Annotated in this window: 22 protein-coding genes; 10 read left to right on the forward strand and 12 right to left on the reverse strand. The window is 74.9% G+C overall.

Features of this window, described 5'->3' with window-relative positions:
* Nucleotides 1-141: 141 nt before the first annotated feature.
* Both M1R94_RS12230 and M1R94_RS12235 read left to right on the forward strand, forming a co-directional pair.
* Nucleotides 142-1,764, forward strand: coding sequence for an ABC transporter permease (locus M1R94_RS12230; protein WP_374109463.1), 1,623 nt, complete (start codon nt 142-144; stop codon nt 1,762-1,764).
* Between the two features lie 137 nt (nt 1,765-1,901).
* Nucleotides 1,902-2,948 carry an ABC transporter ATP-binding protein gene (locus tag M1R94_RS12235; RefSeq protein ID WP_249381977.1) on the forward strand — a complete coding sequence of 349 codons (1,047 nt, stop codon included), beginning with the start codon at nt 1,902-1,904 and terminating at the stop codon, nt 2,946-2,948.
* Between the two features lie 10 nt (nt 2,949-2,958).
* On the opposite strand, the gene M1R94_RS12240 is transcribed toward M1R94_RS12235, so the two are convergent.
* Entirely contained in the window at nt 2,959-4,113 is a 1,155-nt protein-coding gene (locus M1R94_RS12240) for a GNAT family N-acetyltransferase (RefSeq protein WP_249381978.1), read from the reverse strand.
* Nucleotides 4,114-4,249: 136 nt separating this feature from the next.
* Here M1R94_RS12240 and M1R94_RS12245 point away from each other — a divergent pair, with 136 nt between their 5' ends.
* Nucleotides 4,250-4,999 carry an SRPBCC family protein gene (locus tag M1R94_RS12245; protein WP_249381979.1) on the forward strand — a complete coding sequence of 250 codons (750 nt, stop codon included), beginning with the start codon at nt 4,250-4,252 and terminating at the stop codon, nt 4,997-4,999.
* A gap of 18 nt (nt 5,000-5,017) precedes the next feature.
* Here the strand turns inward: M1R94_RS12245 and M1R94_RS12250 are convergent, their stop codons facing one another.
* Entirely contained in the window at nt 5,018-5,491 is a 474-nt protein-coding gene (locus M1R94_RS12250) for a hypothetical protein (protein ID WP_249381980.1), read from the reverse strand.
* Between the two features lie 118 nt (nt 5,492-5,609).
* Here M1R94_RS12250 and M1R94_RS12255 point away from each other — a divergent pair, with 118 nt between their 5' ends.
* Nucleotides 5,610-6,206, forward strand: a complete 597-nt coding sequence (locus tag M1R94_RS12255; RefSeq protein ID WP_249381981.1) for a TetR/AcrR family transcriptional regulator — start codon at nt 5,610-5,612, stop codon at nt 6,204-6,206.
* A gap of 159 nt (nt 6,207-6,365) precedes the next feature.
* Here the strand turns inward: M1R94_RS12255 and M1R94_RS12260 are convergent, their stop codons facing one another.
* The 4 genes from M1R94_RS12260 to M1R94_RS12275 all read right to left on the reverse strand — a co-directional run bounded on the left by M1R94_RS12260 (nt 6,366) and on the right by M1R94_RS12275 (nt 9,135).
* Nucleotides 6,366-7,679 (reverse strand): RNA polymerase sigma factor, encoded by a 1,314-nt coding sequence (locus tag M1R94_RS12260; RefSeq protein WP_249381982.1) that lies wholly within the window; start codon nt 7,677-7,679, stop codon nt 6,366-6,368.
* On the reverse strand, nt 7,676-8,017 hold the full coding sequence (locus tag M1R94_RS12265; protein WP_249381983.1) for a YciI family protein: 342 nt from the start codon (nt 8,015-8,017) through the stop codon (nt 7,676-7,678). The genes M1R94_RS12260 and M1R94_RS12265 overlap by 4 nt, the downstream gene beginning before the upstream one ends.
* Nucleotides 8,014-8,409 carry a YciI family protein gene (locus M1R94_RS12270; protein ID WP_249381984.1) on the reverse strand — a complete coding sequence of 132 codons (396 nt, stop codon included), beginning with the start codon at nt 8,407-8,409 and terminating at the stop codon, nt 8,014-8,016. The genes M1R94_RS12265 and M1R94_RS12270 overlap by 4 nt, the downstream gene beginning before the upstream one ends.
* A gap of 114 nt (nt 8,410-8,523) precedes the next feature.
* Complete coding sequence (locus M1R94_RS12275; RefSeq protein ID WP_249381985.1) at nt 8,524-9,135, reverse strand: YdeI/OmpD-associated family protein; 612 nt, start codon at nt 9,133-9,135, stop codon at nt 8,524-8,526.
* Nucleotides 9,136-9,170: 35 nt separating this feature from the next.
* On the opposite strand from M1R94_RS12275, the gene M1R94_RS12280 reads away from it, so the two are divergent.
* The 3 genes from M1R94_RS12280 to M1R94_RS12290 are packed head-to-tail and all read left to right on the forward strand — an operon-like array spanning nt 9,171 to nt 13,505.
* Entirely contained in the window at nt 9,171-11,969 is a 2,799-nt protein-coding gene (locus M1R94_RS12280; RefSeq protein ID WP_249381986.1) for a hypothetical protein, read from the forward strand.
* Entirely contained in the window at nt 11,962-12,819 is an 858-nt protein-coding gene (locus M1R94_RS12285) for an ABC transporter ATP-binding protein (RefSeq protein ID WP_249381987.1), read from the forward strand. The genes M1R94_RS12280 and M1R94_RS12285 overlap by 8 nt, the downstream gene beginning before the upstream one ends.
* Nucleotides 12,816-13,505: an ABC transporter ATP-binding protein gene (locus tag M1R94_RS12290; RefSeq protein WP_249381988.1), complete on the forward strand. Its 690-nt coding sequence runs from the start codon at nt 12,816-12,818 to the stop codon at nt 13,503-13,505. The genes M1R94_RS12285 and M1R94_RS12290 overlap by 4 nt, the downstream gene beginning before the upstream one ends.
* Nucleotides 13,506-13,512: 7 nt before the next feature.
* On the opposite strand, the gene M1R94_RS12295 is transcribed toward M1R94_RS12290, so the two are convergent.
* Both M1R94_RS12295 and M1R94_RS12300 read right to left on the reverse strand, forming a co-directional pair.
* Nucleotides 13,513-14,319 carry a phosphotransferase enzyme family protein gene (locus M1R94_RS12295; protein ID WP_249381989.1) on the reverse strand — a complete coding sequence of 269 codons (807 nt, stop codon included), beginning with the start codon at nt 14,317-14,319 and terminating at the stop codon, nt 13,513-13,515.
* Nucleotides 14,320-14,350: 31 nt separating this feature from the next.
* Nucleotides 14,351-14,830, reverse strand: coding sequence for a GNAT family N-acetyltransferase (locus M1R94_RS12300; RefSeq protein WP_249381990.1), 480 nt, complete (start codon nt 14,828-14,830; stop codon nt 14,351-14,353).
* Nucleotides 14,831-14,887: 57 nt separating this feature from the next.
* Between M1R94_RS12300 and M1R94_RS12305 the strand changes: the two genes are divergently transcribed.
* The gene (locus M1R94_RS12305; RefSeq protein WP_249381991.1) at nt 14,888-15,112 is read left to right on the forward strand and encodes a hypothetical protein; all 225 of its coding nucleotides are present in this window, start codon (nt 14,888-14,890) and stop codon (nt 15,110-15,112) included.
* A gap of 79 nt (nt 15,113-15,191) precedes the next feature.
* On the opposite strand, the gene M1R94_RS12310 is transcribed toward M1R94_RS12305, so the two are convergent.
* Together M1R94_RS12310 and M1R94_RS12315 are read right to left on the reverse strand one after the other, a co-directional pair.
* Complete coding sequence (locus tag M1R94_RS12310) at nt 15,192-15,860, reverse strand: uridine kinase family protein (RefSeq protein ID WP_249381992.1); 669 nt, start codon at nt 15,858-15,860, stop codon at nt 15,192-15,194.
* Nucleotides 15,861-15,910: 50 nt separating this feature from the next.
* Nucleotides 15,911-16,096 carry a hypothetical protein gene (locus tag M1R94_RS12315; protein WP_249381993.1) on the reverse strand — a complete coding sequence of 62 codons (186 nt, stop codon included), beginning with the start codon at nt 16,094-16,096 and terminating at the stop codon, nt 15,911-15,913.
* On the opposite strand from M1R94_RS12315, the gene M1R94_RS12320 reads away from it, so the two are divergent.
* Nucleotides 16,095-16,640 carry a GNAT family N-acetyltransferase gene (locus M1R94_RS12320; protein ID WP_249381994.1) on the forward strand — a complete coding sequence of 182 codons (546 nt, stop codon included), beginning with the start codon at nt 16,095-16,097 and terminating at the stop codon, nt 16,638-16,640. The genes M1R94_RS12315 and M1R94_RS12320 overlap by 2 nt on opposite strands.
* A 37-nt stretch (nt 16,641-16,677) precedes the next feature.
* On the opposite strand, the gene M1R94_RS12325 is transcribed toward M1R94_RS12320, so the two are convergent.
* On the reverse strand, nt 16,678-17,640 hold the full coding sequence (locus M1R94_RS12325) for an LLM class flavin-dependent oxidoreductase (protein ID WP_249381995.1): 963 nt from the start codon (nt 17,638-17,640) through the stop codon (nt 16,678-16,680).
* A 126-nt stretch (nt 17,641-17,766) separates the two neighbouring features.
* Here M1R94_RS12325 and M1R94_RS12330 point away from each other — a divergent pair, with 126 nt between their 5' ends.
* Nucleotides 17,767-18,381, forward strand: coding sequence for a DinB family protein (locus M1R94_RS12330; RefSeq protein WP_249381996.1), 615 nt, complete (start codon nt 17,767-17,769; stop codon nt 18,379-18,381).
* Nucleotides 18,382-18,508: 127 nt separating this feature from the next.
* Here M1R94_RS12330 and M1R94_RS12335 read toward each other — a convergent pair whose 3' ends face one another.
* Entirely contained in the window at nt 18,509-19,417 is a 909-nt protein-coding gene (locus M1R94_RS12335) for a hypothetical protein (protein ID WP_249381997.1), read from the reverse strand.
* Nucleotides 19,418-19,627 lie beyond the last annotated feature (210 nt).

The following is a 19,627-nucleotide window of genomic DNA, read 5'->3' on the forward strand; positions in this document are numbered from 1 at the left end:
ACCCCGCCGGCGGCCCCGGTGCGTGCTGACGGTTCTCGCGCTCCCCGGCCTCCTCGGTCCGGCCGGGCCGGTCGGTGGACCACGGGGGTCCGGGTCGGGGGGTGGGCCGTGGCGGTGCTGGTGCCGCTGGCCTTCCTGGGGATGTTCTTCGCGCTGCCCGTGGGCTCCCTGGTGGTGCGGGGCTTCGTGGCCGACGGCGCGGTGGACCTGTCCGGCTTCGCGGAGGTCTTCGCGCGGCCCCGCACCTGGCGGATCATCGGCCTGACCCTGGGTCAGGCAACCGTCGGGACGGCACTCGCGGTGCTGCTCGGCATCCCCGGCGCCTACCTGCTGTACCGGTGCGAGTTCCGGGGCCGCACCGCGGTGCGGGCGTTCATCGTCATCCCGTTCGTGCTGCCCACCGTCGTGGTCGGGGTGGCGTTCCGGTCGGTCCTGGCGGGGAGCGGGCCGTTGGGCTTCCTGGGGTGGGACGGGACGTTCGCGGGGATCGTCGCCGCGCTGGTCTTCTTCAACTACGCGGTGGTGGTGCGCACCGTGGGGGGCTTCTGGGCGCACCTCGACCCGCGCACCGAGCAGGCCGCCCGGGCGCTCGGTGCGCCACCCTGGCGGGCGTTCCTGGCCGTGACGCTGCCCGCGCTGACCCCCGCGATCCTGTCCGCGGCGTCGATCGTCTTCCTGTTCTGCGCCACGGCCTTCGGTGTCGTCCTGGTGCTCGGGGGTCCGCGCTACGGCACGGTCGAGACCGAGATCTGGGTGCAGACCACGCAGTTCCTGGACCTGCGGGCCGCCGCCGTGCTGTCCGTGGTGCAGCTCGTGGTGATCGCCGTCGCACTGGGAGCGGCCGGCCGGGCACGGTCGCGGCGAGAGCGTGCCCTGCAGCTCGGTGCACCCGAGCGGATCGCCCACCCGGTGCGGCTCGCCCTGCGCGGACCCACCCGGCGCTCGGGCGACGTGGCCGCGGTGCTGGTCACGGGCGCCGTCGTCCTGGGACTGCTGGCCCTGCCCCTGGGCACCGTGCTGGTGCGCTCCTTCCGGACCCCCGGCGGCTGGGGGCTGGGCAACTACGTGAACCTGGGGACCACCGGTGGGGCCAACACCCTGAGCGTGACGGTGTGGGAGGCGGCGCTGAACTCGTTGCGGATCGCCGTGGACGCCACGGTGATCGCCGTGGTCGTGGGTGGGCTGGTCGCGCTGGTGGTCTCGCGCCGACCACGCCGCCGCGGGGTGCGGCGGGCGGCCGGGGTGCTCGACGCGGTGTTCATGCTGCCCCTGGGCGTCTCGGCGGTGACCGTGGGCTTCGGCTTCCTCATCGCCCTGCACCGGCCCTTCGGGCTCGACGTGGACCTGCGGGGATCGCCGCTGCTCATCCCGATCGCGCAGGCCGTGGTGGCGACCCCGCTGGTGGTGCGTACCGTGCTTCCCGTGCTCCGTGCGATCGACTCCCGGCTCCACGAGGCCGCCGCCGTGCTCGGCGCGCCCCCGGGGCGGGTGCTGGCCCTGGTCGACTGGCCGATCGCCGCGCGCTCGCTGGGCCTCGCCGTCGGGCTGGCCTTCGCGGTCAGCCTGGGCGAGTTCGGCGCGACGTCGTTCCTGGCCCGCCCGGAACGGCCCACGCTGCCGGTGGTGATCTTCCGGCTGATCGGGCGTCCGGGCGCCGAGAACCTCGGCATGGCCCTGGCCGCCTCGGTCCTCCTGGCCCTGATGACCGCCACCGTCATGGCCCTGGCCGAACGCCTCCGCGCCACCACCCCCGGGGACCTCTGATGCCCCCCGTCCCCGACGCCCCCCAGAACCCCACGCCGCGCCGTGATCGAGCGAGGTCCGGGTCGTTCTCAGCAACCGGAACCTCACCCGATCAGGGCGGGGGCGGGGAGGGCGCGCGGGGGTTGGGGGTGCGGGACGTGGTGGTGCACTACCGGGACGACGACGGGACGATGGCGACCGCGGTGGACGGGCTGAGCCTGGACGTGGCGCCGGGTGAGGTCGTGGCGCTGCTCGGGCCCTCGGGCAGCGGCAAGTCGAGCCTGCTGCGCGCCGTGGCGGGTCTCGAGCCGATCGCCGGCGGACGCCTCACCTGGGACGGCGCGGACCTGGCCGGGGTCCCGGTGCACGGTCGCGGCTTCGGTCTGATGTTCCAGGACGGCCAGCTCTTCCCGCACCGCGACGTGGCCCACAACGTCTCCTTCGGCCTGGAGATGCAGCGGGTGCCTGCGGCGCAGCGTCGGGCCCGGGTCACCGAGCTGCTCGAGGTCGTCGGGCTGGCGGGGTTCGAGGGGCGCGCGGTGGCGAGCCTGTCCGGCGGTGAGCGGCAGCGGGTCGCCCTGGCCCGCTCGCTGGCCCCACGACCCCGCCTGCTGCTGCTCGACGAACCCCTCTCGGCGCTCGATCGTGCCCTGCGCGAGCGCCTGGCGGGGGAGGTCCGGGCCGCGCTCACCGCGACCGGGACCACCGCGGTCTTCGTGACCCACGACCACGACGAGGCCTTCGTCGTGGCCGACCGCATCGCGGTGATGGACCTCGGTCGGCTGCTCCAGGTCGCCGCGCCCGCCGACCTGTGGCACCGGCCCGCCTCCCGGCGCGTCGCGGAGTTCCTGGGCTACGAGGCCTTCGTCCCGGCCGACTCGCCGCGTGGCCGCGAGCTGCTGGGCACCGCCGGCCCTGCGGGCCATGCCGACCCGGCCGGCCCGCCCGACGACGCCGTCGGCCGGGTGCTCGCGCTGGGGCCCGGCTCGCTGCTGCGGGCCGACGACGGCGCCGTCACCGGTGTGGTGCGCAGCGCGGGCTTCCGGCGCGGGGTGGTCGAGCTCGTGGTGGCGGTCGAGGGGGTCGGCGAGCTCACGGTGGTCGAGCCGAGCCGTGGTCTGCTCGGCGACGCGCACCGACCCGAGCCGGGCGACCAGGTACGGCTGCGCGCCGACCCGGCCGCCGTCGCGATGCTCCCCGGCTGAGGTCGGCCGGTCAGGCCGTCGGGTCGGCGCGGTCGAGCTTCTTCTGCCACAGGCCCGCCACCCCGGTGGGGCGGAAGCCCAGCGCCACGTTGATCCCCAGCATGTGCGCGTTCTCCTCGGCGTTCCAGGTGTGGATGCGCCGTGCGTCGGGCCGCAGGGCCGTGAGGCGTCGCAGCATCTCGGCCTTGACCAGCATGCCGAGCCGGCGACCCCGGTGCTCGCGGATCACCAGGGTGTCGTCCTGGAAGACCACCTCGGGGGAGTCCCACGGGTACTCGACCATGGTGAACGCCGCGAGGACGCCGCTCGGCACGTGCTCGGCCGCCACGAGGAGGTAGCCGTGGCCGGCGTCGGCGATGTCGCTCTCGGCCTGGCGGACCCGGTCGACGTCCCACGGGTCCTCCTCGAGGTCGAGGTCGGCCATGGGTGCGTCGGTGCTCATCCGGGTGTTGAGCCCGGCCACCTGCTCGGCCCACTCGTCAGGGATCCGGTCGGTCCAGGCGTGCAACCGGTAGTCCGTCCCGGCACGTCCGGTGGCCTCGGCGTGGAGGCGGTCCAGGACACCTCCGTCGACGGGGAGGTGCAGCACGCTGTACCGCTCGGCCTGCTCGAGGGCGTAGCCGTGGAACCGGGCGAACACCGCGCCGGGGTCGTCGGCGGCGATGCGACCGCTGCCGGTGGGGGGTGTCAGGGCGCTCGGGTCGGTGGCCGGCGGCTCGCCCACGTGGTCGCTCTCGGCGATCAGGGTGGTGCGGTGGTGCTGTGCGGCGATCCGCTCGACCTCGGCCAGCAGCGCTCGGCCGGCGCCCGCCCGGCGGTGCTCGGGATGCACCACCAGCGAGTACTCCACGAGGTGCTCGTTGCCGCGCCTGGGCATGATCACGTGCGCCGTGCCGACGACGTCCTGCGCGCTCGGCGTCCGCCCGTCGAGGTCGGCCGGGGTCGCCACGAGGCGGAGACGGGTCGCGTACTCCTGCTCACGGAGCTTGGTGACCAGGTACTGCGCGGTGTAGGCGATGTCGTCGTAGCCCCAGCTGGCGCGGTCGACCGCGAGCCCGACGGCCACCGCCCCGTGCAGCGCCCACGCGTCGGGGTGGTCGAGCGTCGGCGGCACGGGTGCCCGGGTGATCGTCCACGCCGTCGTGGAGGTGCTGGAAGCCGTCATGGGGACACTGTGCGCCGCCCGACCGCGCGTCCGCCACGCCTTTTTCCCGGGGCGTGCCGGTGGGCGGGCACTGCTCGCGCGGACAGGCCTGCGGTGCCATGCTCGGACGGCCGACGGCACTCACCCGGGAGGGGCTATGCCTGCACAGGACCGCGTTCTGATCGACCTGGAGATCGCCGCACGGGCGGATGTCGTGTGGGCGGCGCTGCGCGAGCCGCACCTCGTGCGACGGTGGTTCGGCTGGGACTACGACGGTCTCGAGGACGAGATCCGGTTGATCTTCGCCGAGCAGGCCGTGGTCGACGAGCGTGCTGCGACGCTGACCTGGCCCGACGGCGACCGGATCGTGCTGGACCCGCGTGGCGAGGACGTCACGGCGCTGCGCGTGGTGCGCAGCGACCATGCAGGCACCGAGGGGTTCGACGGCGCCTACGACGCGGTCGACGAGGGGTGGATCACCTTCGTCCAGCAGCTGCGCTTCGCCCTCGAGCGCCACCCCGACCAGGAGCGCCGCACCGTCAGCGCCCTCGGTGTGGGTCTGGGGCCTGAGGGCGACCCGTTGCTCGCACGGCTGGGGATCCGGCCGATGGGTGGCGAACCGGTCGGCAGCGCCTACGAGGTCGAGCGTCCTGACGGGTCGCGGTTCAGCGGCGAGATCTTCTTCCAGACCGACCTGCAGGTGGGCCTGACGGTCGCCGAGGAGGGTGACGCGCTGCTCGTCGTCGCCCGCACCCCGCCGTCGAGCGCACCGCCCGAGGGCACCGCGATCTTCGTGCTCAGCACGTACGGGGTCGACGAGGGGACCTTCCCGGCGGTCGAGCGCCGGTGGGCCGACTGGTGGACGGGTCAGGGCGGGACGGCCGGCTTCCCGAGCGGGCCGTCCTAGGGCCGGCGGCCGTCGACCTCAGCGACTGCCGACGAGGTCCACGCCGAGAAGCGCCAGGACCCCGAAGACGACGCCCCACAGGACGATCGAGACCACCTGCCAGACGATGACCGTCCTCTTCGGGGCACCGAAGGAGACCAGTGCCGCGGAGGTGATCTGGCTGGGCAGGACGGTCTGCCCGAGCAGGCTGACGCCGGCGACGCCGTACCGGTCGAAGGAACGGCGCAGGCGCTGACGGCGGGGCGAGGCCTCCTTGGCGGGGCCGGCCATCCGTCCGCGGACGCCGTGGGTGACGCTCACCGTGAGCACCATGGTGGCGACGTTGCCGACGACGGCGGCGGCGACGGCGAGCAGGAACGGGACCCCGGCGAAGATGCCGATGACGGAGCCGAAGTAGGACTCGACGAACGGGATGGCACCGGCGGCCATGACCCCCAGCCACTGGAGCAGCGGGGGGAGCGACGTCGTGAAGTCCTGCAGGTTCTCGATCATCGGGGTTCCTCTCCGCTGACGGGTGGGCGAACCGCCACCCTGGCGACGCCGTCACTAGTACGCTGTGCCAGAGCACATTAGCACGCCGTACTAGCACGGTGTACCGGAGGAGGGCCAGATGATCGACAGGCGTTCCCAGATCCTCCGGGCCGCGCACGAGATCGCCACGACGGACGGCCTGAGCGGGGTCAGCGTGCGGCACGTCGCGGCCCGGGCGGGGATCGGGGCGAGCACCCTGCGTCACTACTTCCCGACCCAGCAGGACCTCTTCGACGCCGTGCTCGGGACCATGCTTGACGCGCAGCTCTCCGACCTGCGGATCAAGGACGCCACGGTCGCACCCGCGATCCGGCTCACCGAGTGCGTCGCGCAGCTCCTGCCCGCCACCGACGCCGACGTCGTCCGGCTCGAAGGATGGCTCGCCGGGTACGCCGCGGCGATCGGCCCCACCCGGACCGAGCAGCAGCGCGCCGTGCTGGCCGCGTTGTCGCGCCGTGCCCGCGATCGGGTCGGCGGGTGGCTCGCCGTCCTCGACGCCGAGGACGCGCTGAGGTCTCCCGACCTCGACCAGGCCGCGATAATCCTGCTGGCGATGGTCGACGGGCTCGCGCTCGGGCTGATCACCCCGGAGGGTGGCGCCACGCTGGAGCGGGCTCGCGAGGCTCTCGCGCGCGTCGTCGAGGCGGCCGTCGTCGCGCCGCACAGCCCTGGCTAGCGGCTCGGGCGATCAGCGGGGGCGCCGGCCCGTCGCGGTCCTGGTGTTCCTGGCGGCGAGCTGCGCGAACCCTGGGTGAGCTCGGGCGGGCCGATGACGTCGACGACCCCGCGGCGCGGGAGAGCCTCCCGCGCCGCGGCCGTCTCCTGTGCCGTCGGGTCAGCGCCGGGCCGCTTCGAGCCGCTCCCGCAGGTGCTCGACCTCGACCGGGCTCGATGCCAGTGCGATCGCCCGTTCGAGGGCCACCACGGCCTCGGCCCGCCGGCCGGCCCGGGCGAGCAGCTCGCCCCGGACCGCCGCGAGCCGGTGGCTGCGGGGGATCTCCTCGTCCAGGCCCTCGAGCAGGGCGAGCCCCGCGCGCGGCCCGTCGGCCTCGGCGACCGCCACGGCGCGAGCCAGCCGCACCACCGGCGACCCGGTCAGGAGCTCGAGGGCCGCGTAGTGCTCGGCGACCACCGGCCACCTCGTGGCAGCCGGGTCCGCAGCCGTGGCGTGCTCGGCGGCGATCAGGGCCTGGAGTCGGTACTCCTCGGCCAGACCCTCACCGGGCGGGACGGTGCGCAGGAGCTCCAGGCCCGCGCGGATCTCGTCGTCGTGCCACCGGGACCGGTCCTGCTCGGGCAGCAGCACGAGGCGGCCGTCCTCGTCGAGCCGCGCATCACGTCGCGAGTGCTGCAGGAGCATCAGGGCCAGCAGGGCGCGCACCACGGGCCGTCCCGGCAGCAGACGATCCATCACGCGGGCGAGCCGGATCGCCTCGCTGCCCAGGTCCGTCCGCAGGGCCCGGTCGCGGGGACCCGGCTGGTACCCGGCCGTGAAGACGAGGTAGACGACCGTCGCGACGACGTCCAGCCGCTCCTCGAGCCGTTCGGGCGGCGGCACCGCGAAGGGGATGCCCGAGGCCGCGAGACGCTTCTTGGCCCGGGTCAGGCGCGCGGCCAGGGTGGCGTCCTGCACCAGGAGCAGCCGGGCGATGTCCGGCACCTCGAGCCCCATCACGAAACGCAGGGTCAGCGCGACCCGCGCCTCGGGGGCCAGCGCCGGGTGGCAGCAGGTGAAGAGCAGGCGCAGCGCGTCGTCCGAGATGTGCTCGCCGGGGTCGAGCGCGCTCGCGGCCTCGGCGCGGGTGCGGGCGTCCACGGCCATGAGGGGCTGCTTGCGCCGGTGCACCGCCTCGGCGCGCAGCACGTCCACCACCCGCCGTCGGGCGGTGGTCAGCAACCACGCGGGCGGGTTCGCCGGGACGCCGTCGACAGGCCAGGTGCGTGCCGCTGCGGCGAAGGCCTCCGCGACGGCGTCCTCGGCGAGGTCGGGTCGGGCGTACTGGCCCAGGACGAGGCCGACCAGCCGGGCCCAGTGCTCACGCCAGGCCCGCCCGAGGGCGAGGTGCACCTCGGGCGGACCAGCGACGGGACCGTCGGGCGGCGCGCCCGACCCGGGGGCCCGGGGACCAGGATCGGCGGACGGGCTCACATCTCCGCCACCGGCCGGATCTCCACGGTGTACTCGGGCAGCAGCCGCACCAGGTCCGTGAGGACGTCGAGGTCAGGGGCGTCCACGAGGTAGAAGCCCCCGAGCTGCTCGGTGGTCTCGGCGAACGGACCCTCGGTCACCGAGAGCCGGTCGCCGCGTCGTCGGACGGTGGTCGCGGTGCTCACCGTGGTGAGGGCCTCACCGGCCAGGAGGGAGCATCCGCGGTCCGTCACCGCCGCCGCGAAGGCGTCGTGCTCGGCGTACAGCCGCTCCTGCTCCTGCGGGCTCGCCTCGGCCCACACCGACTCCTCCTGGTAGAGGAGCACCACGAACCTCATGGGGTGGGCTCCTCGGAGTGGTCGACCACGGGGCGGATCTCCGCGGCACCGCCAGGCTCCACGATCAGGATGCCGACCAGCTCGGTCAGGTCGTCGAGGTCGGCTGTGCGCACGACGTAGTAGCCGCCGAGCTGCTCGACCGTCTCGGCATAGGGGCCCTCGCTGATCGCGAGCGGACCGTGCGCGTCCGGTCGTCGAAGGACCCGGGAGGTGGTGCTCGGGGCGAGCTCGGCCCCCCCGGTGATCGTGTGCCCGCGCTGCGCGCACAGCTCCGAGAACCGTCCGTGCAGGGCGAACGCGGCCGCGCGTTCCTCGGGTCCGTAGCTCAGCCAGGCCTTCTCGTCGTCGTGCAGCAGGACGACGTACTCCGTGGCGGTCTGCGGTGCGGTCATGGTGGTCTCCCTCCGTCCGACGGCACCCCGTCGGCGCCGTCCTCAGCATGACGGGCAGGAGGTCCCGGAATCGACAGACGGACCATCACGAGCGCTGCGGTGGTCTCGGGTCGCTCAGGACCGTGGCGCCTCCGCCGGTGGCGTCTTGCGCTGGGGGTACGGGGTCTCGCCACGGGCGAGCGCGGCGACGGCCTCGCGGATCTTGCGGGCCCGCGTCTCGGGACGCTTGACGGAGTTGATCCGGTAGATGATCGCGAACCGGTTGGTCGCGGTCAGCACCTCGAACCAGGCCTGTGCGAGGGGCTCGGCGGCCAGCGCCTCGGCGAGGTCCTCGGGCACCGGGGTGTCGGACTGCCCCGGGTAGGCACGGTCCCAGCGGCCGTCGGCCTGGGCGGCCAGCACCTGTGCCCGCCCGGCCTCGCGCATCCGACCCTCGGCCTCGAGCCGGGCGACGTGGGTGACGTTGCGGGCCGACCACGGGCTCCGGGGGCGGCGGGGCGTCATCCGCTGCAGGGAGCTCTCGGCGTCGCGCCGCGCCGCCTGACCGTCGATCCACCCGAAGCACAGGGCCTCGTCGAGGGCCTGCGCGTAGGTCAGGGTCGTGACGGTGCCACCCTTCTTGTGCAGCACGAGCCACACCCCCGGGGAGGCCGTGTGGTTCCCCTCGAGCCAGTCGCGCCAGGACTCGGCGTCGGGCACCAGGAGCTCGGGCAGGATGATCGCCATCGGACCATCATGGGTCCCGGCTAGGCTCCCCGACCATGACCCGTCCGGTGGGGCCGCTGTGGCGCGCGGCGCCGGTACGCCTGCTCCACGAGCGCGGGTGGCTCCTCCTGGTGGTGCTGACCTCGGCCGTCCTCGCGCTCGCAGCGGTATCGCTCCCACTGTTCGAGAGGTCCGTCGCGGCGGCGAGCGTCCAGGCCGAGATCGATGCCATCCCGCCCGACGCGTTCGACCGGGACGCCGCACGTCTGCGGACCGTGGTGCCCGCGGTCGTGCCGCCGGCGGCCGACGGACCCCTGCGGGCGCTGCTCGCCGATCTTCCCGAGCTGGGCGAGCCGGTGGTCTCGGCCTTCGGCTTCGTCGAGCGCGTCGACCCGCGGGCGACCGCACTCGTCGGTGTCGGCGAGGTCCAGGTCCGCGGCACCCTGCACTACCGCGACGGTGCGGTCGAGGCGCTGGCCCAGGCCGCCGGGTCGGTGCCGGACCAGGGGGTGTGGCTCCCGGAGGAGGTCGCCGCCGACCTCGGGGCCAGACCCGGCGACCGGGTCGAGCTGACCGTCGACCTGCGGCGCCCGGCCGAGCGTGACGCCCTCGACCCCGAGCCGGTCGCGACGGCCGTCCTGGCCGGCACCTACCCGACCCTCGAGGGCAGCGTCCTGCCTGCCCTCGGCGAGCTCACCACCTGGGTCTCGAGCGAGCGCGACCTGCCCGCGATGCTGCTCGGCGAGCGGTCCGCGATGGTCTTCGCCGACCGGGCCACGTTCGACCGCCTGGCGGTCGAGATCTGGGAGACCCCGCTCTGGGTCGGGGACCTGGCCCTGGTCGACGGTCCGACCCCGGCCCAGGCCCGGTCCGCCGCCGCAGGGATCCACGAGCTCGGCCGGCAGGCCTTCGTCGCGGGCAGCGCCGTCGACCGCCTCACCGCGCTGGGCCTGCCGGCCCCCGAGCCGATGCAGGTCGTTTCCGGCATCCGGGGTGTGGTCGAACGGGCCGACGCCACCACCCTGCTCGCCCGCGGGCAGGTGCGTTCGCTCTCCTGGGCGGGTCTGGCCCTGGGGCTCGCCGCGGTGGCCAGCGCGGCCGTGCTGGTCCAGCGCAGCCGACGCCCCGAGAACGCGCTCGCCGCCGGGCTCGGGCTGCGTCCCTGGGCGGTCGCGGCCCTCGCCGGGCTCGAGGCCGTGCTGCCGGTCGCCGTCGGGACAGCGCTCGGGGCGGGATCGGCGTGGGTGCTGGTCCGGTACCTGGGACCCTCCCCGCACCTGGGCGAGGGGATCCTCACCGGGGTGGTCCGCACCGCGCTGCTGGCCGGCGTCCTGGGGATCCTGACCATGACCGCCGCGGCAGGTGCGACGGCGGCGGTCGCCGACAGGTGGCAGTCCGCCCGGCTCGGTGCGCGGCGGCGGACGGTGCCCTGGGAGGCGCTGCTGGTCGTCCTCACCCTGGTCGCCGCGGCCGGCATCTCCGGCACCGGGACCTCGCGCTCGCCCGGGGCGCTCGCGGTCGCCTTCCCGATGCTGCTCGCGGCCGCCGTGGCCGCCGTGGGGGTCGGCCTGCTGCGCGTGGTCCAGGCCCGCGTCCCGTGGGGGCTCGCGCGGGTCGGCACCCCGCGGTGGCTCGCCTCGCACCGGGCCCGACGCACCGGCCGGGAGGTCACCGCGAGCGTGGTCATCGTGTCCGTCGGGATGGCGATGCTGCTCTGGGCCATCGCGGCCGAGCGGGGTGTGGACCGTGGCATCCAGGACAAGCTCGCGGTCGCCGCCGGTGCGCCGGTCACCGCCGACGTCGACGGCTCGTGGCGCCTGGCCCCTCCGGTGGACGACGGTGTCCCCACCCCACCCGTCCCCGGCTCGACCTTCGTCTGGCGACAGCAGGTGACCCTGCCCCCGCGGTTCGGCGACGTCACACTCCTGGCGGTCGACAGCCCACGGTTCGCCGACGTCGCGCTGTGGGGGGAGTCGGGTGCGCTCGACGGGGGCCGCGAGGCGCTCGCGATGCTCGACGACGGCTCCGGGGAGACGCCCGACGACGGCTCCGGGGAGATGCCCGCGCAGCTGGCACCCCTGCCGGTGATCATGGTGGACAACCCTGCGTACGAGGTCGGTGACACCGGGACCCTCACCACCCAGGCCGTCTGGGAGCTGCGGTTCGAGGTCGTCGCGAGCGTCGAGGCGTTCCCCGGGATGCCCGGGCGGGGTCTGGTGGCCGACGCCACCCGGGTGTTCACCGACGTGCCCTTCGCCGACCCCACGCTCGTCCCCGAGAGCTCCGACCCCGGGCTCCGGGCCGGTGGGTTCCGGGCGGCGGTGTGGTCTGGCGGCGGTGCGGTCGAGCTCGAGCAGATGTTCACCGACGCCGAGCTCGCACCCCCCGACGTGCTCACCCGCGAGGTCGCCGCGCAACGTCCGGGGGTCCGTGGCGCGCTGTGGCCGCTCGAGTACCTCGTCGCGCTCGGCGCGGCGGCCACGGTGCTCGGGGTGGCCGTGCTCCTGCTGCACGCGGTCCGGGTCGCCGAACGCGACCGGCTCGGCGACCTGCTGCTCACCCGGATCGGCGTCACCGGCCGCGAGCTGACACGGGCCCGAGCCGGCGAGATGGCCGGGCTGCTGGTGCGCGCCGCAGTGGCGGCCCTCGTGTCCGTGCTGGTGCTGAGCGTCGCCGGGCCGTCGCTCGTGGACCCGGTGCCCTCGCTCGTCCCGACCGTCCGCCCGATCCTGGCCTGGGCCGACGTCGGCCTGCTCGCCCTGGTCGTGCTCGCCGCCGGGATGCTGTCCACGGTCGTGGCCCGGCGCAGCTCGCGTGCGGTCTCAGCCGGGGAGGTCCTGCGTGGTGATGGTTGAGGGGACGCCGCAGAGGCCGGCGGTCCGTGACGTGGCGCCCGTCGTGGTGTGCGACGGGCTCGTGCGGGTGTACCGGTCGGGCACCGGAGAGGTGCAGGCGCTGCGCGGGATCGACGCCTCGTTCCACGCCGGGACGGTCACCGCGGTGGCAGGCCCGTCCGGCTCGGGCAAGAGCAGCCTGCTGCGGATGGTCGCCGCCCGGGAGAGGCCCAGCGCCGGACGCCTCGAGCTCCTCGGGCAGGACGTCTCGCTGCTGCGGGCCCGTGCGCTGCGGGACCTGCGACGGCGCACCGTGTCCTTCGTCGAGCAGAGGTCCTCGCGAGGGCTGTTCCCCCACCTGACGGCCATCGACCAGGTGCGGCAGGTCGCCGTCCTGCGCGGCATGCGGGACGTGGACGCCCGCGAGGTCCTGGCCGGGGTGGGTCTCGTCGACCGCGCCACCCACCTGCCGCGCACGCTGTCGGGCGGCCAGCAGCAGCGGCTCGCGGTGGCCCTGGCGCTGCTCGGCCCACCCACGGTGGTCGTCGCCGACGAGCCGACGGCCGAGCTGGACCACGCCAACGCCGACGTCGTCCTCGCGGCCCTGCGCCGCGCCGCGTCAGCCGGCAGCACCGTGGTGCTCAGCAGCCACGACGAGCACGCCCTCGCCGGCGCCGACCGGGTGCTGCGGCTGCGGCACGGCGTGGTGTCCTCCGAGCAGGTGCCGCACGGCGAGGCACTGGCGATGCTCGACTCGACCGGACGGGTGCAGCTCACCGGGCCGGCGCTGAGCCTCTTCACCCAGGGGCGGGCCCGGGTCACCGTCGAGGCGGGTCGTGTGGTCCTGTCACCCCCGGAGGTCGGGTCGTGACGGCGCACGCGCGGCACGTGGTGCCCCCGGCGCACCCCGCGCCCCCGGTCCTCGAGGTGCGCGGGGCGACGCTGACGTACCGGTCCGGCGCGGTGGCTGTCATCGCCCTGCACCCCTTGGACCTGACCGTCGCCCCGGGGGAGATGGTGTGCGTCGCGGGCCCCTCGGGCTCGGGCAAGTCGACCCTGTGCCACCTCGCCGCCGGGTTCGAGCGACCCACCCACGGGCAGGTGCTCGTCAACGGGCAGGCGGCGCACGAGGTCTGCGACTGGTCGACGGTCGCGAGCGTCCCCCAGCAGCTGGGCCTGCTGCCCGAGCTGACCGTGGGGCAGAACATCGCCCTGCCCGCGGCGCGTGCCGGGCAGACGTGGGACGGCCGCCCCGACCTGCTCGCCGAGTGGGGACTCACCGGCCTCGCCGACCGCCTGGTCGGCGAGGTGTCGATGGGTGAGCAGCAGCGCACGGCCCTGGCCCGCGCCGTCGTCCTGACACCCGCCCTCGTCGTGCTCGACGAACCCACCGGGCACCAGGACGACGACAACGTCGAACGGGTGCTGCGCGCCGTCATCGCCGCGACCCGCCGTGGGTCGGGGGTGCTGGTCAGCGCCCACGACGACCGGGTGCTCGCCGCCGCCGACCGCGTGGTGCGTCTGGAGGACGGCGTCGTGCGCCGACCCGCGCACTGAGGCGCGGTCAGGCCAGGGTGGCAGCGAGGCGAGGGGACTGGGCCGTCACCCAGTCCCGGGTACGCGTGACCTTCTCGGCCGTGCCGGACTCCCACCAGGCACGGAACACCGGGTCGGCCTCGGCGGCCGCACGCATGGTGTGCACCGAGTTCCGCGCCCGTGCCACCGCGACCGGCACCACCTGGGCGCGCTGGTCGGGCGTCAGCCCGTACGCGTCGACGGCCACCCGGACCCTCGCCGCGACGTCGACCTCGGCCAGGGCGGGGGCTCGGTCGACGGGGTGCTGCAGGGGCGCCCACCAGTGCAGCAGGTTCACGAGGTCGGCGACCCGCGTCGTCGGCCGGGCCAGGTCGAAGTCGATGAGAGCGGCCGGCAGCCCCTCGCGGAAGACGACGTTGCCCGGGCAGTAGTCCTGGTGCGCGACGAGCTCGGGCCGGTCGAACAGCGGCTCCAGGGGTGACGCGGACCTGCCCGGGATGCCGCCGAAGACGGCGTCGGACGGGGGCACCCAGCTCTGCGCCGCGTCGTGGAGACGCCGCACGAGGCGGACCAGGGCGACCAGCACCTCGTCGGTCGTGGTGTCGTCGGGCAACGGGTCGAGCGGGACGTGCCCGGGGACGTAGCTGAGCACCTCGCGTCCTCGGTCGTCCACGCCGAGGGGCAGCGGGGCGGCGTCGAAGCCGTGCTCGTGCAGGTGGCCCAGGTAGGACTGGATCGTGGCGGTGAACGGCCGCCACGGCCGCCGGACCGTCGGGCCGACCCGCACCACGTGCGTCACGCCCCCGGTCGCGAGCACCACCTCGTCGTCGGCCACGGGTCGACGGTAGCGGGCCGACCGGACCCGCTCAGAGGTCGCGCAGCATGGTGTCCGAGCCCCCGTTGCGGCCCACGACGGTGAACCCGTGCCGGAGGTAGAGCGCCCGCGCGGCCGCGTTGCCGTCCTCGACGCTCAGGCTCACCGCCCTCCAGCCCAGGGCCCGGGCCTGCTCGAGGCAGCCGGCCAGCAGCGCGGAACCCACGCCCCGACCGTGGTGGGCTCGGACCACCGCCATGCCGATCTCGGGGACGTCGTCCGCCACGTACCCGTACCCGGGAGCGGCCGCCGGGAGCGCCCGGGCCCAGATGGCGCCGAGGGGTGTCCCGCCGTCGACCGCGACGAGCCCGAAGTCACCGGGGCGACGCCACCCGCCGAGGTATCGCGCGGTGTGCGGGTCGCCGATCACCTCGCTGCGGGTGAACCGGGTCGTGCCGTCCCAGTTGAACGCCTCGAGGAGCATGTCGTGGAGCAGCTCGAGGTCGTCACCGGTCGCCTCTCGCAGCCTCATGCTCGGGATCCTCGCACGCTAGGCTTCCTGCGTCGGTCCGACAGCGGGGGAGTCATCGTGAGCGGCAAGATCCTGGTCGCGGTCTTCTGGTACGCCGTGGTCGCGGCCGGCGCCGGGTCTGCCGTCGCGCTCTTCGCCGACATGTCCGCGGCCGAGGGGATCCTGCGGTCCATGCACTGGACGGTCTGGCCGGCGGTCTCGCTCGCGGTGGTCCTGGTGCTGCTGGTCACGGCCATCGCCGTCACCGTCCGGGCAGCGCGCCGGCCCGTCGACACGCCCTGACCGGACGTCGAGCCGCCTGACGCGAGTCGCGCGGCGTGTCCTCGAGCGGGTCAGTCGCGGCCGGGCAGGGGACGGGTCCTCACGAAGGGCCCTGGGCGAGGGCCACGTGGTCGCTGTCCAGCGGGATCGGCGGGGTCCCGGCGACGATCGCACGGGCCCGCTCCCACGGCCGTTCCCGCTCGAGGAAGGTCAGCTCCTCGGCCATCCACTCGTGCCAGAAGGCGACGGTCTGCTCGACGTCGCCGTTGACGCCCTGCATGATGTCGCGGGCGATCCCCCGCTCCTCGGCCCGCGCGAAGTCGGCCTGGACCCAGACGGTCGCGTCCACCAGGTCGGCCAGCTCCTGCTGCCCCGCCCCGACCCCTTCGACGACGACGAGGTCCTGGCCGGCGGGGACGTCGACCGATCCATCGCGTCCGTGCTGCACCCACGCGGGAGGGCGGAAGGTGACGGCCTCCCCGCGTCGGAGAGGGCGCAGGACGTGGTCGGCCAGCAGGTGTCCCCAGGTGAAGTACGGCTCGTTCCAGGCGATGTCGTCGGTGTGGACGACGGCCGACCGGCTCACCTGGCGGCTCAGGAGCTCGGCCAGCGTCGACTTCCCCGATGCGCTGCGACCGTCGACGGCCACGACCAGCGGCCGACCGGTCGGCGCACCGCCCGCCGGGACGAGCAGGTCGAGGAGCGCGGTGGCGGGTGCGGACTGCCACGGACCGGCATGAGGCTCGCCCGCAGGAAGGGTCAAAGACACACCCCCACCCTCCCACGCACATCCCTCCTGCTGACCCCATCTCCCCCTCCTCACCCCACCTCCCCCTCCTCACCCAGCGCCCCCTCCTCACCCAGCGCCCCGACGTCGTACATCTGCACCGAGGACGCACGTGCTGCGGTGCGACCTCGGTGCAGATGTGCGTCCTGGCGGACGTCGGGTCTTCCGCCGGGGGCTGGGGTGGGCGGGGAGAGGGCGCGGTCGGATACTGGGGGCATGCTGACGATGCCGACGGTCGCGCCGACCTGCGGTGACGTCCGTCTGCGCTCCTTCGAGGCGCGCGACACCGGGATGGTCCGCGACCTGTCCACCGACCCGTACGTTCCGCTGACCGGGACGCTCGTCGGGCACGCGACGCAGGAGCAGGCCCTCGAGTGGATCGGCCGGCAGCACGACCGGCTCGCCAACGGCGCCGGGTACTCGTTCTGCATCGCCGCGGCCGACGACGACCGCGCCCTCGGCCAGGTGGGGCTGTGGTTGGCGGACCACGCCCACGGGCGGGCGACCGTCGGGTACGGGGTCGCGCCGAGCGAACGCGGTCGCGGTGTCGCGACGCGGGCGCTGACGGCGGTGACCTCGTTCGCGTGGAGCGTTCCCGGGCTGCACCGGGTCGAGCTCAGCATCGAGCCGTGGAACGTGGCGTCCTCCCGCGCGGCGGAGAAGGCCGGCTACCAGTGCGAGGGTCTGCTGCGCAGCCACCAGGTCATCGGTGGGGCCCGGGTCGACATGCTGCTCTGGTCGGCGCTTCGGCCGCTGGGCTGATCCGTCACCCGGACGGCGAGCGGGCGCCGGCGCGACCTCAGCCCACGGGTCCTCGGAGCCGTGGCAGGACCTCGGCGGCGAACCGCGCGTAGCTCGACCGGGCGTCCTCGTCGCCGGCGACCAGCACCACGCAGGTGGCTCCTGCGTCTGCCCATGCCGTGACGGCCCGCTCGACGTCGTCCGGCGTTCCTGCCGCCGTCATCGAGGCGAGGGTCGCGTCGGACAGCTGACCGCGGCCGTCGGCCCCGAGCCCGGCGATCTCCGTCAGCCGGGGGAAGATGCCCAGGTCGAGGATCCGCTGGATCTTCGTGCGCGTCTGCGCCAGCGCCACGTGGCGGTCGTCGTCCAGGTTCGCCATCGCGAACAGCACCGTGCTCTCCGCCGCACCGGCCGCAGCCATGGTCGCCCGTGCCCACCGGACGGCGTCCGGAGTGGTCACCTCCGGGAGGACGACGCCGTCGGAGGTCCGGCCCGCGGTCGCCAGGCCCCGGGGACCCGTCGTGCCGATCAGCACCTCCGGGCACGCCGCGGGCGGAAGTCCGAGCCGCAGGCCCTCGACGTCGACGTGCTTGCCGTGCGACGTGACCTCCTCGCCGTCGAGCAGCCGCCGCAGGACGACCGTCGTCTCCTCGAGTGCCGCGGACGGACTGGTGGGCGCCGCACCGATCTGCTCCATCCACTCCGGTACCCCGTGCCCGAGCCCGACGACCACACGTCCGGGTGCCAGGCGTTCCAGCGTGGCGATCTCCATCGCCAGCGTCGCGACGTTCCGGGTGACGACGGGGAGCAGCCCGAGTCCCACGCGCAGCCGTGTGGTCGCGACCAGCGCCGCCGCCGCCATCGCGATCCCGCCGGACCACGGCAGGTCCTCGCTGAACCACAGCTCGTCGTAGCCGTGCTCCTCGGCCCAGCGGGCGAACTCGGGCAGCTCCTCGGGCGGCCAGTCCGGCTCGAACCGGACGCCGAAGCTCAGGGTGCCGGTCGAACGGGATGTCGTCATGTCGGTTCCTCGCGTCGTCATGGTGTGCCACGGACCTGATGGGTGCTGCCCCCATCATGCTGGCAGCGGTCGGGTGCGGTCGGGTCGGCTCTGGTGGGTGAGCCGGCACGCGCGTAGCGTCGTCAGATGCAGACTCCTGCCCGACTGGCGCCGCTGCTCGCGCAGTACGACTGGGCGACCGAGCGCCTCCTCGCGCGCCTGACAGGTCCGGACATGGACAGCGGCGACGGGGAGCGGGTCCGCGTCATCCCGCTGTCGGACGAGGAGTACCTCTGGGAGCCGGTGCCGGGGTCATGGTCGGTGCGCCGGCACGCCGACGGACCCGGACCGGGCGCCACGGTGCTGGTCGGTGCCGGTGAGTGGGGGCGTGACGGTGGCCGCCCGCACCCGTGGCCGCCGCCCGTCACGACGATCGCCTGGCGGATGGCTCACCTGACCGAGATGCTCACGCTGCGTGCCGAGTGGACGGTCGGCGAGCACCGCCGCCACGAGGCCGACCTCCACTACGCGGGCGATGCGGCGGGTGGCGTCCGGGCGCTCCGGGAGGGTGTCCTCGCCTGGCGGGAGGCGCTCACGACCGCCGACGACGAGGCGCTCGACACCGTCGGGCGCAGCACCTACCCGGACGGGAGCGACGCGGAGGACCTGTTCCTCGACCTCGTCTGGTGGGTCAACCAGGAGGTGCTGCACCACGGCGCCGAGATCGCCCTCCTCCGCGACCTCTACACCCACCACCCCTAGACCCCCACCACACCGTCCCCTCGTCGAGGAGCGCCCTCGTCGAGGAGCGCTCAGGTCGTACGTCTGCACCCAGGACGCACGCACGCTCGTGCGACCTCGGTGCAGATGTGCGACCTGAGCAGCTGGATCAGCGGCGCAGGGCCGGGCGGGGGGTGAGGGGGAGGGTGGGGAAGGTGCGGCGGACGCGGGTCGTCAGGGCCCGCGGGCTGGCGAGGTCCTCCTTCGTGAGGCGCAGGAGGCGCCACCCGCTGTCGAGCAGCGCGTCCTCGCGACGCTTCTCCTCGACCACGACGTCGGCCGGACGCCGCGCGTACTTGCCCCGCCCGTCGTACTCGGCGAGCGCCCGGACCTCGGGCCACCCGAGGTCCGCCCAGAAGGTGCCGAGGTGGGTGTGGACCGGCACCTGGGTCACCGGCCGCGGGACACCGACCTCGAGGAGTGCGACGCGGGCCAGGCTCTCACCGGCCGACTCCGCACCGTCGTCGGCGAGGTCGAGCGCCAGGCGCCCCCGGACCACGCCCCGTCGGCCCGGCAAGGAGGCGAGCAGGCCCTCGCACCGCTCACGGTCCGCGCCGCGGTGGAGCGCTGCATCCGCGACCACGACGCCGCCCCGCACAGGTTCGGACATCGTGCAGTCGACGACGGTGCGCTCAAGGCTGGTGACCCGTACGCCGTGGAGCACGACGACGTCGTCGGGGGAGAGCACGCGGCGGTGACGCGCGACGTCCGGGCTGGCCCCGACGCGCGCGCGGAACGCCTGGACGACGTGCGTGACCGCGGGGGTGCGAAGGGTCGGTGAACCCCAGAGGAGAGCAGCGGAAGTGTGGCTCACGACGGTGTCCGCGGTCAGCTGGGTGCGCAGCGCGGCGATCCGGGCCAGTGCGAGCGTGCGCGGGTGGTCCTCGGACTTGAGCACGCGCGCGTCGACGAACGCCCCGGGCCGTACCCGCGCCCACGTCCCGTCGCGGACGAGCCCTGCCACCACGGACCGGTGGTGGTCCCGTGCGAGGAACACTTCCGGCAGCTCCGTCGCCACCCCGCTCCGCGCCCCCACCCGCCGTCCCATCACCCCACCCTCCCCCCACCCCACCCCCACCCCCCGCCCATCCACACCCCCTCCTCCTCTCTCTGTCCTCCCCCCCCCCCCCCCCCCCCCCCCCCCCCCCCCCCCCCCCCCCCCCCCCCCCCCCCCCCCGCCCGCGCCGCCCGCGCCCCCCCGGCGCCGCGCGCCCGCGGGCGGGCGGGC

This window comes from Actinotalea alkalitolerans (genome assembly GCF_023369855.1).
Taxonomy (GTDB): Bacteria; Actinomycetota; Actinomycetes; order Actinomycetales; family Cellulomonadaceae; genus Actinotalea.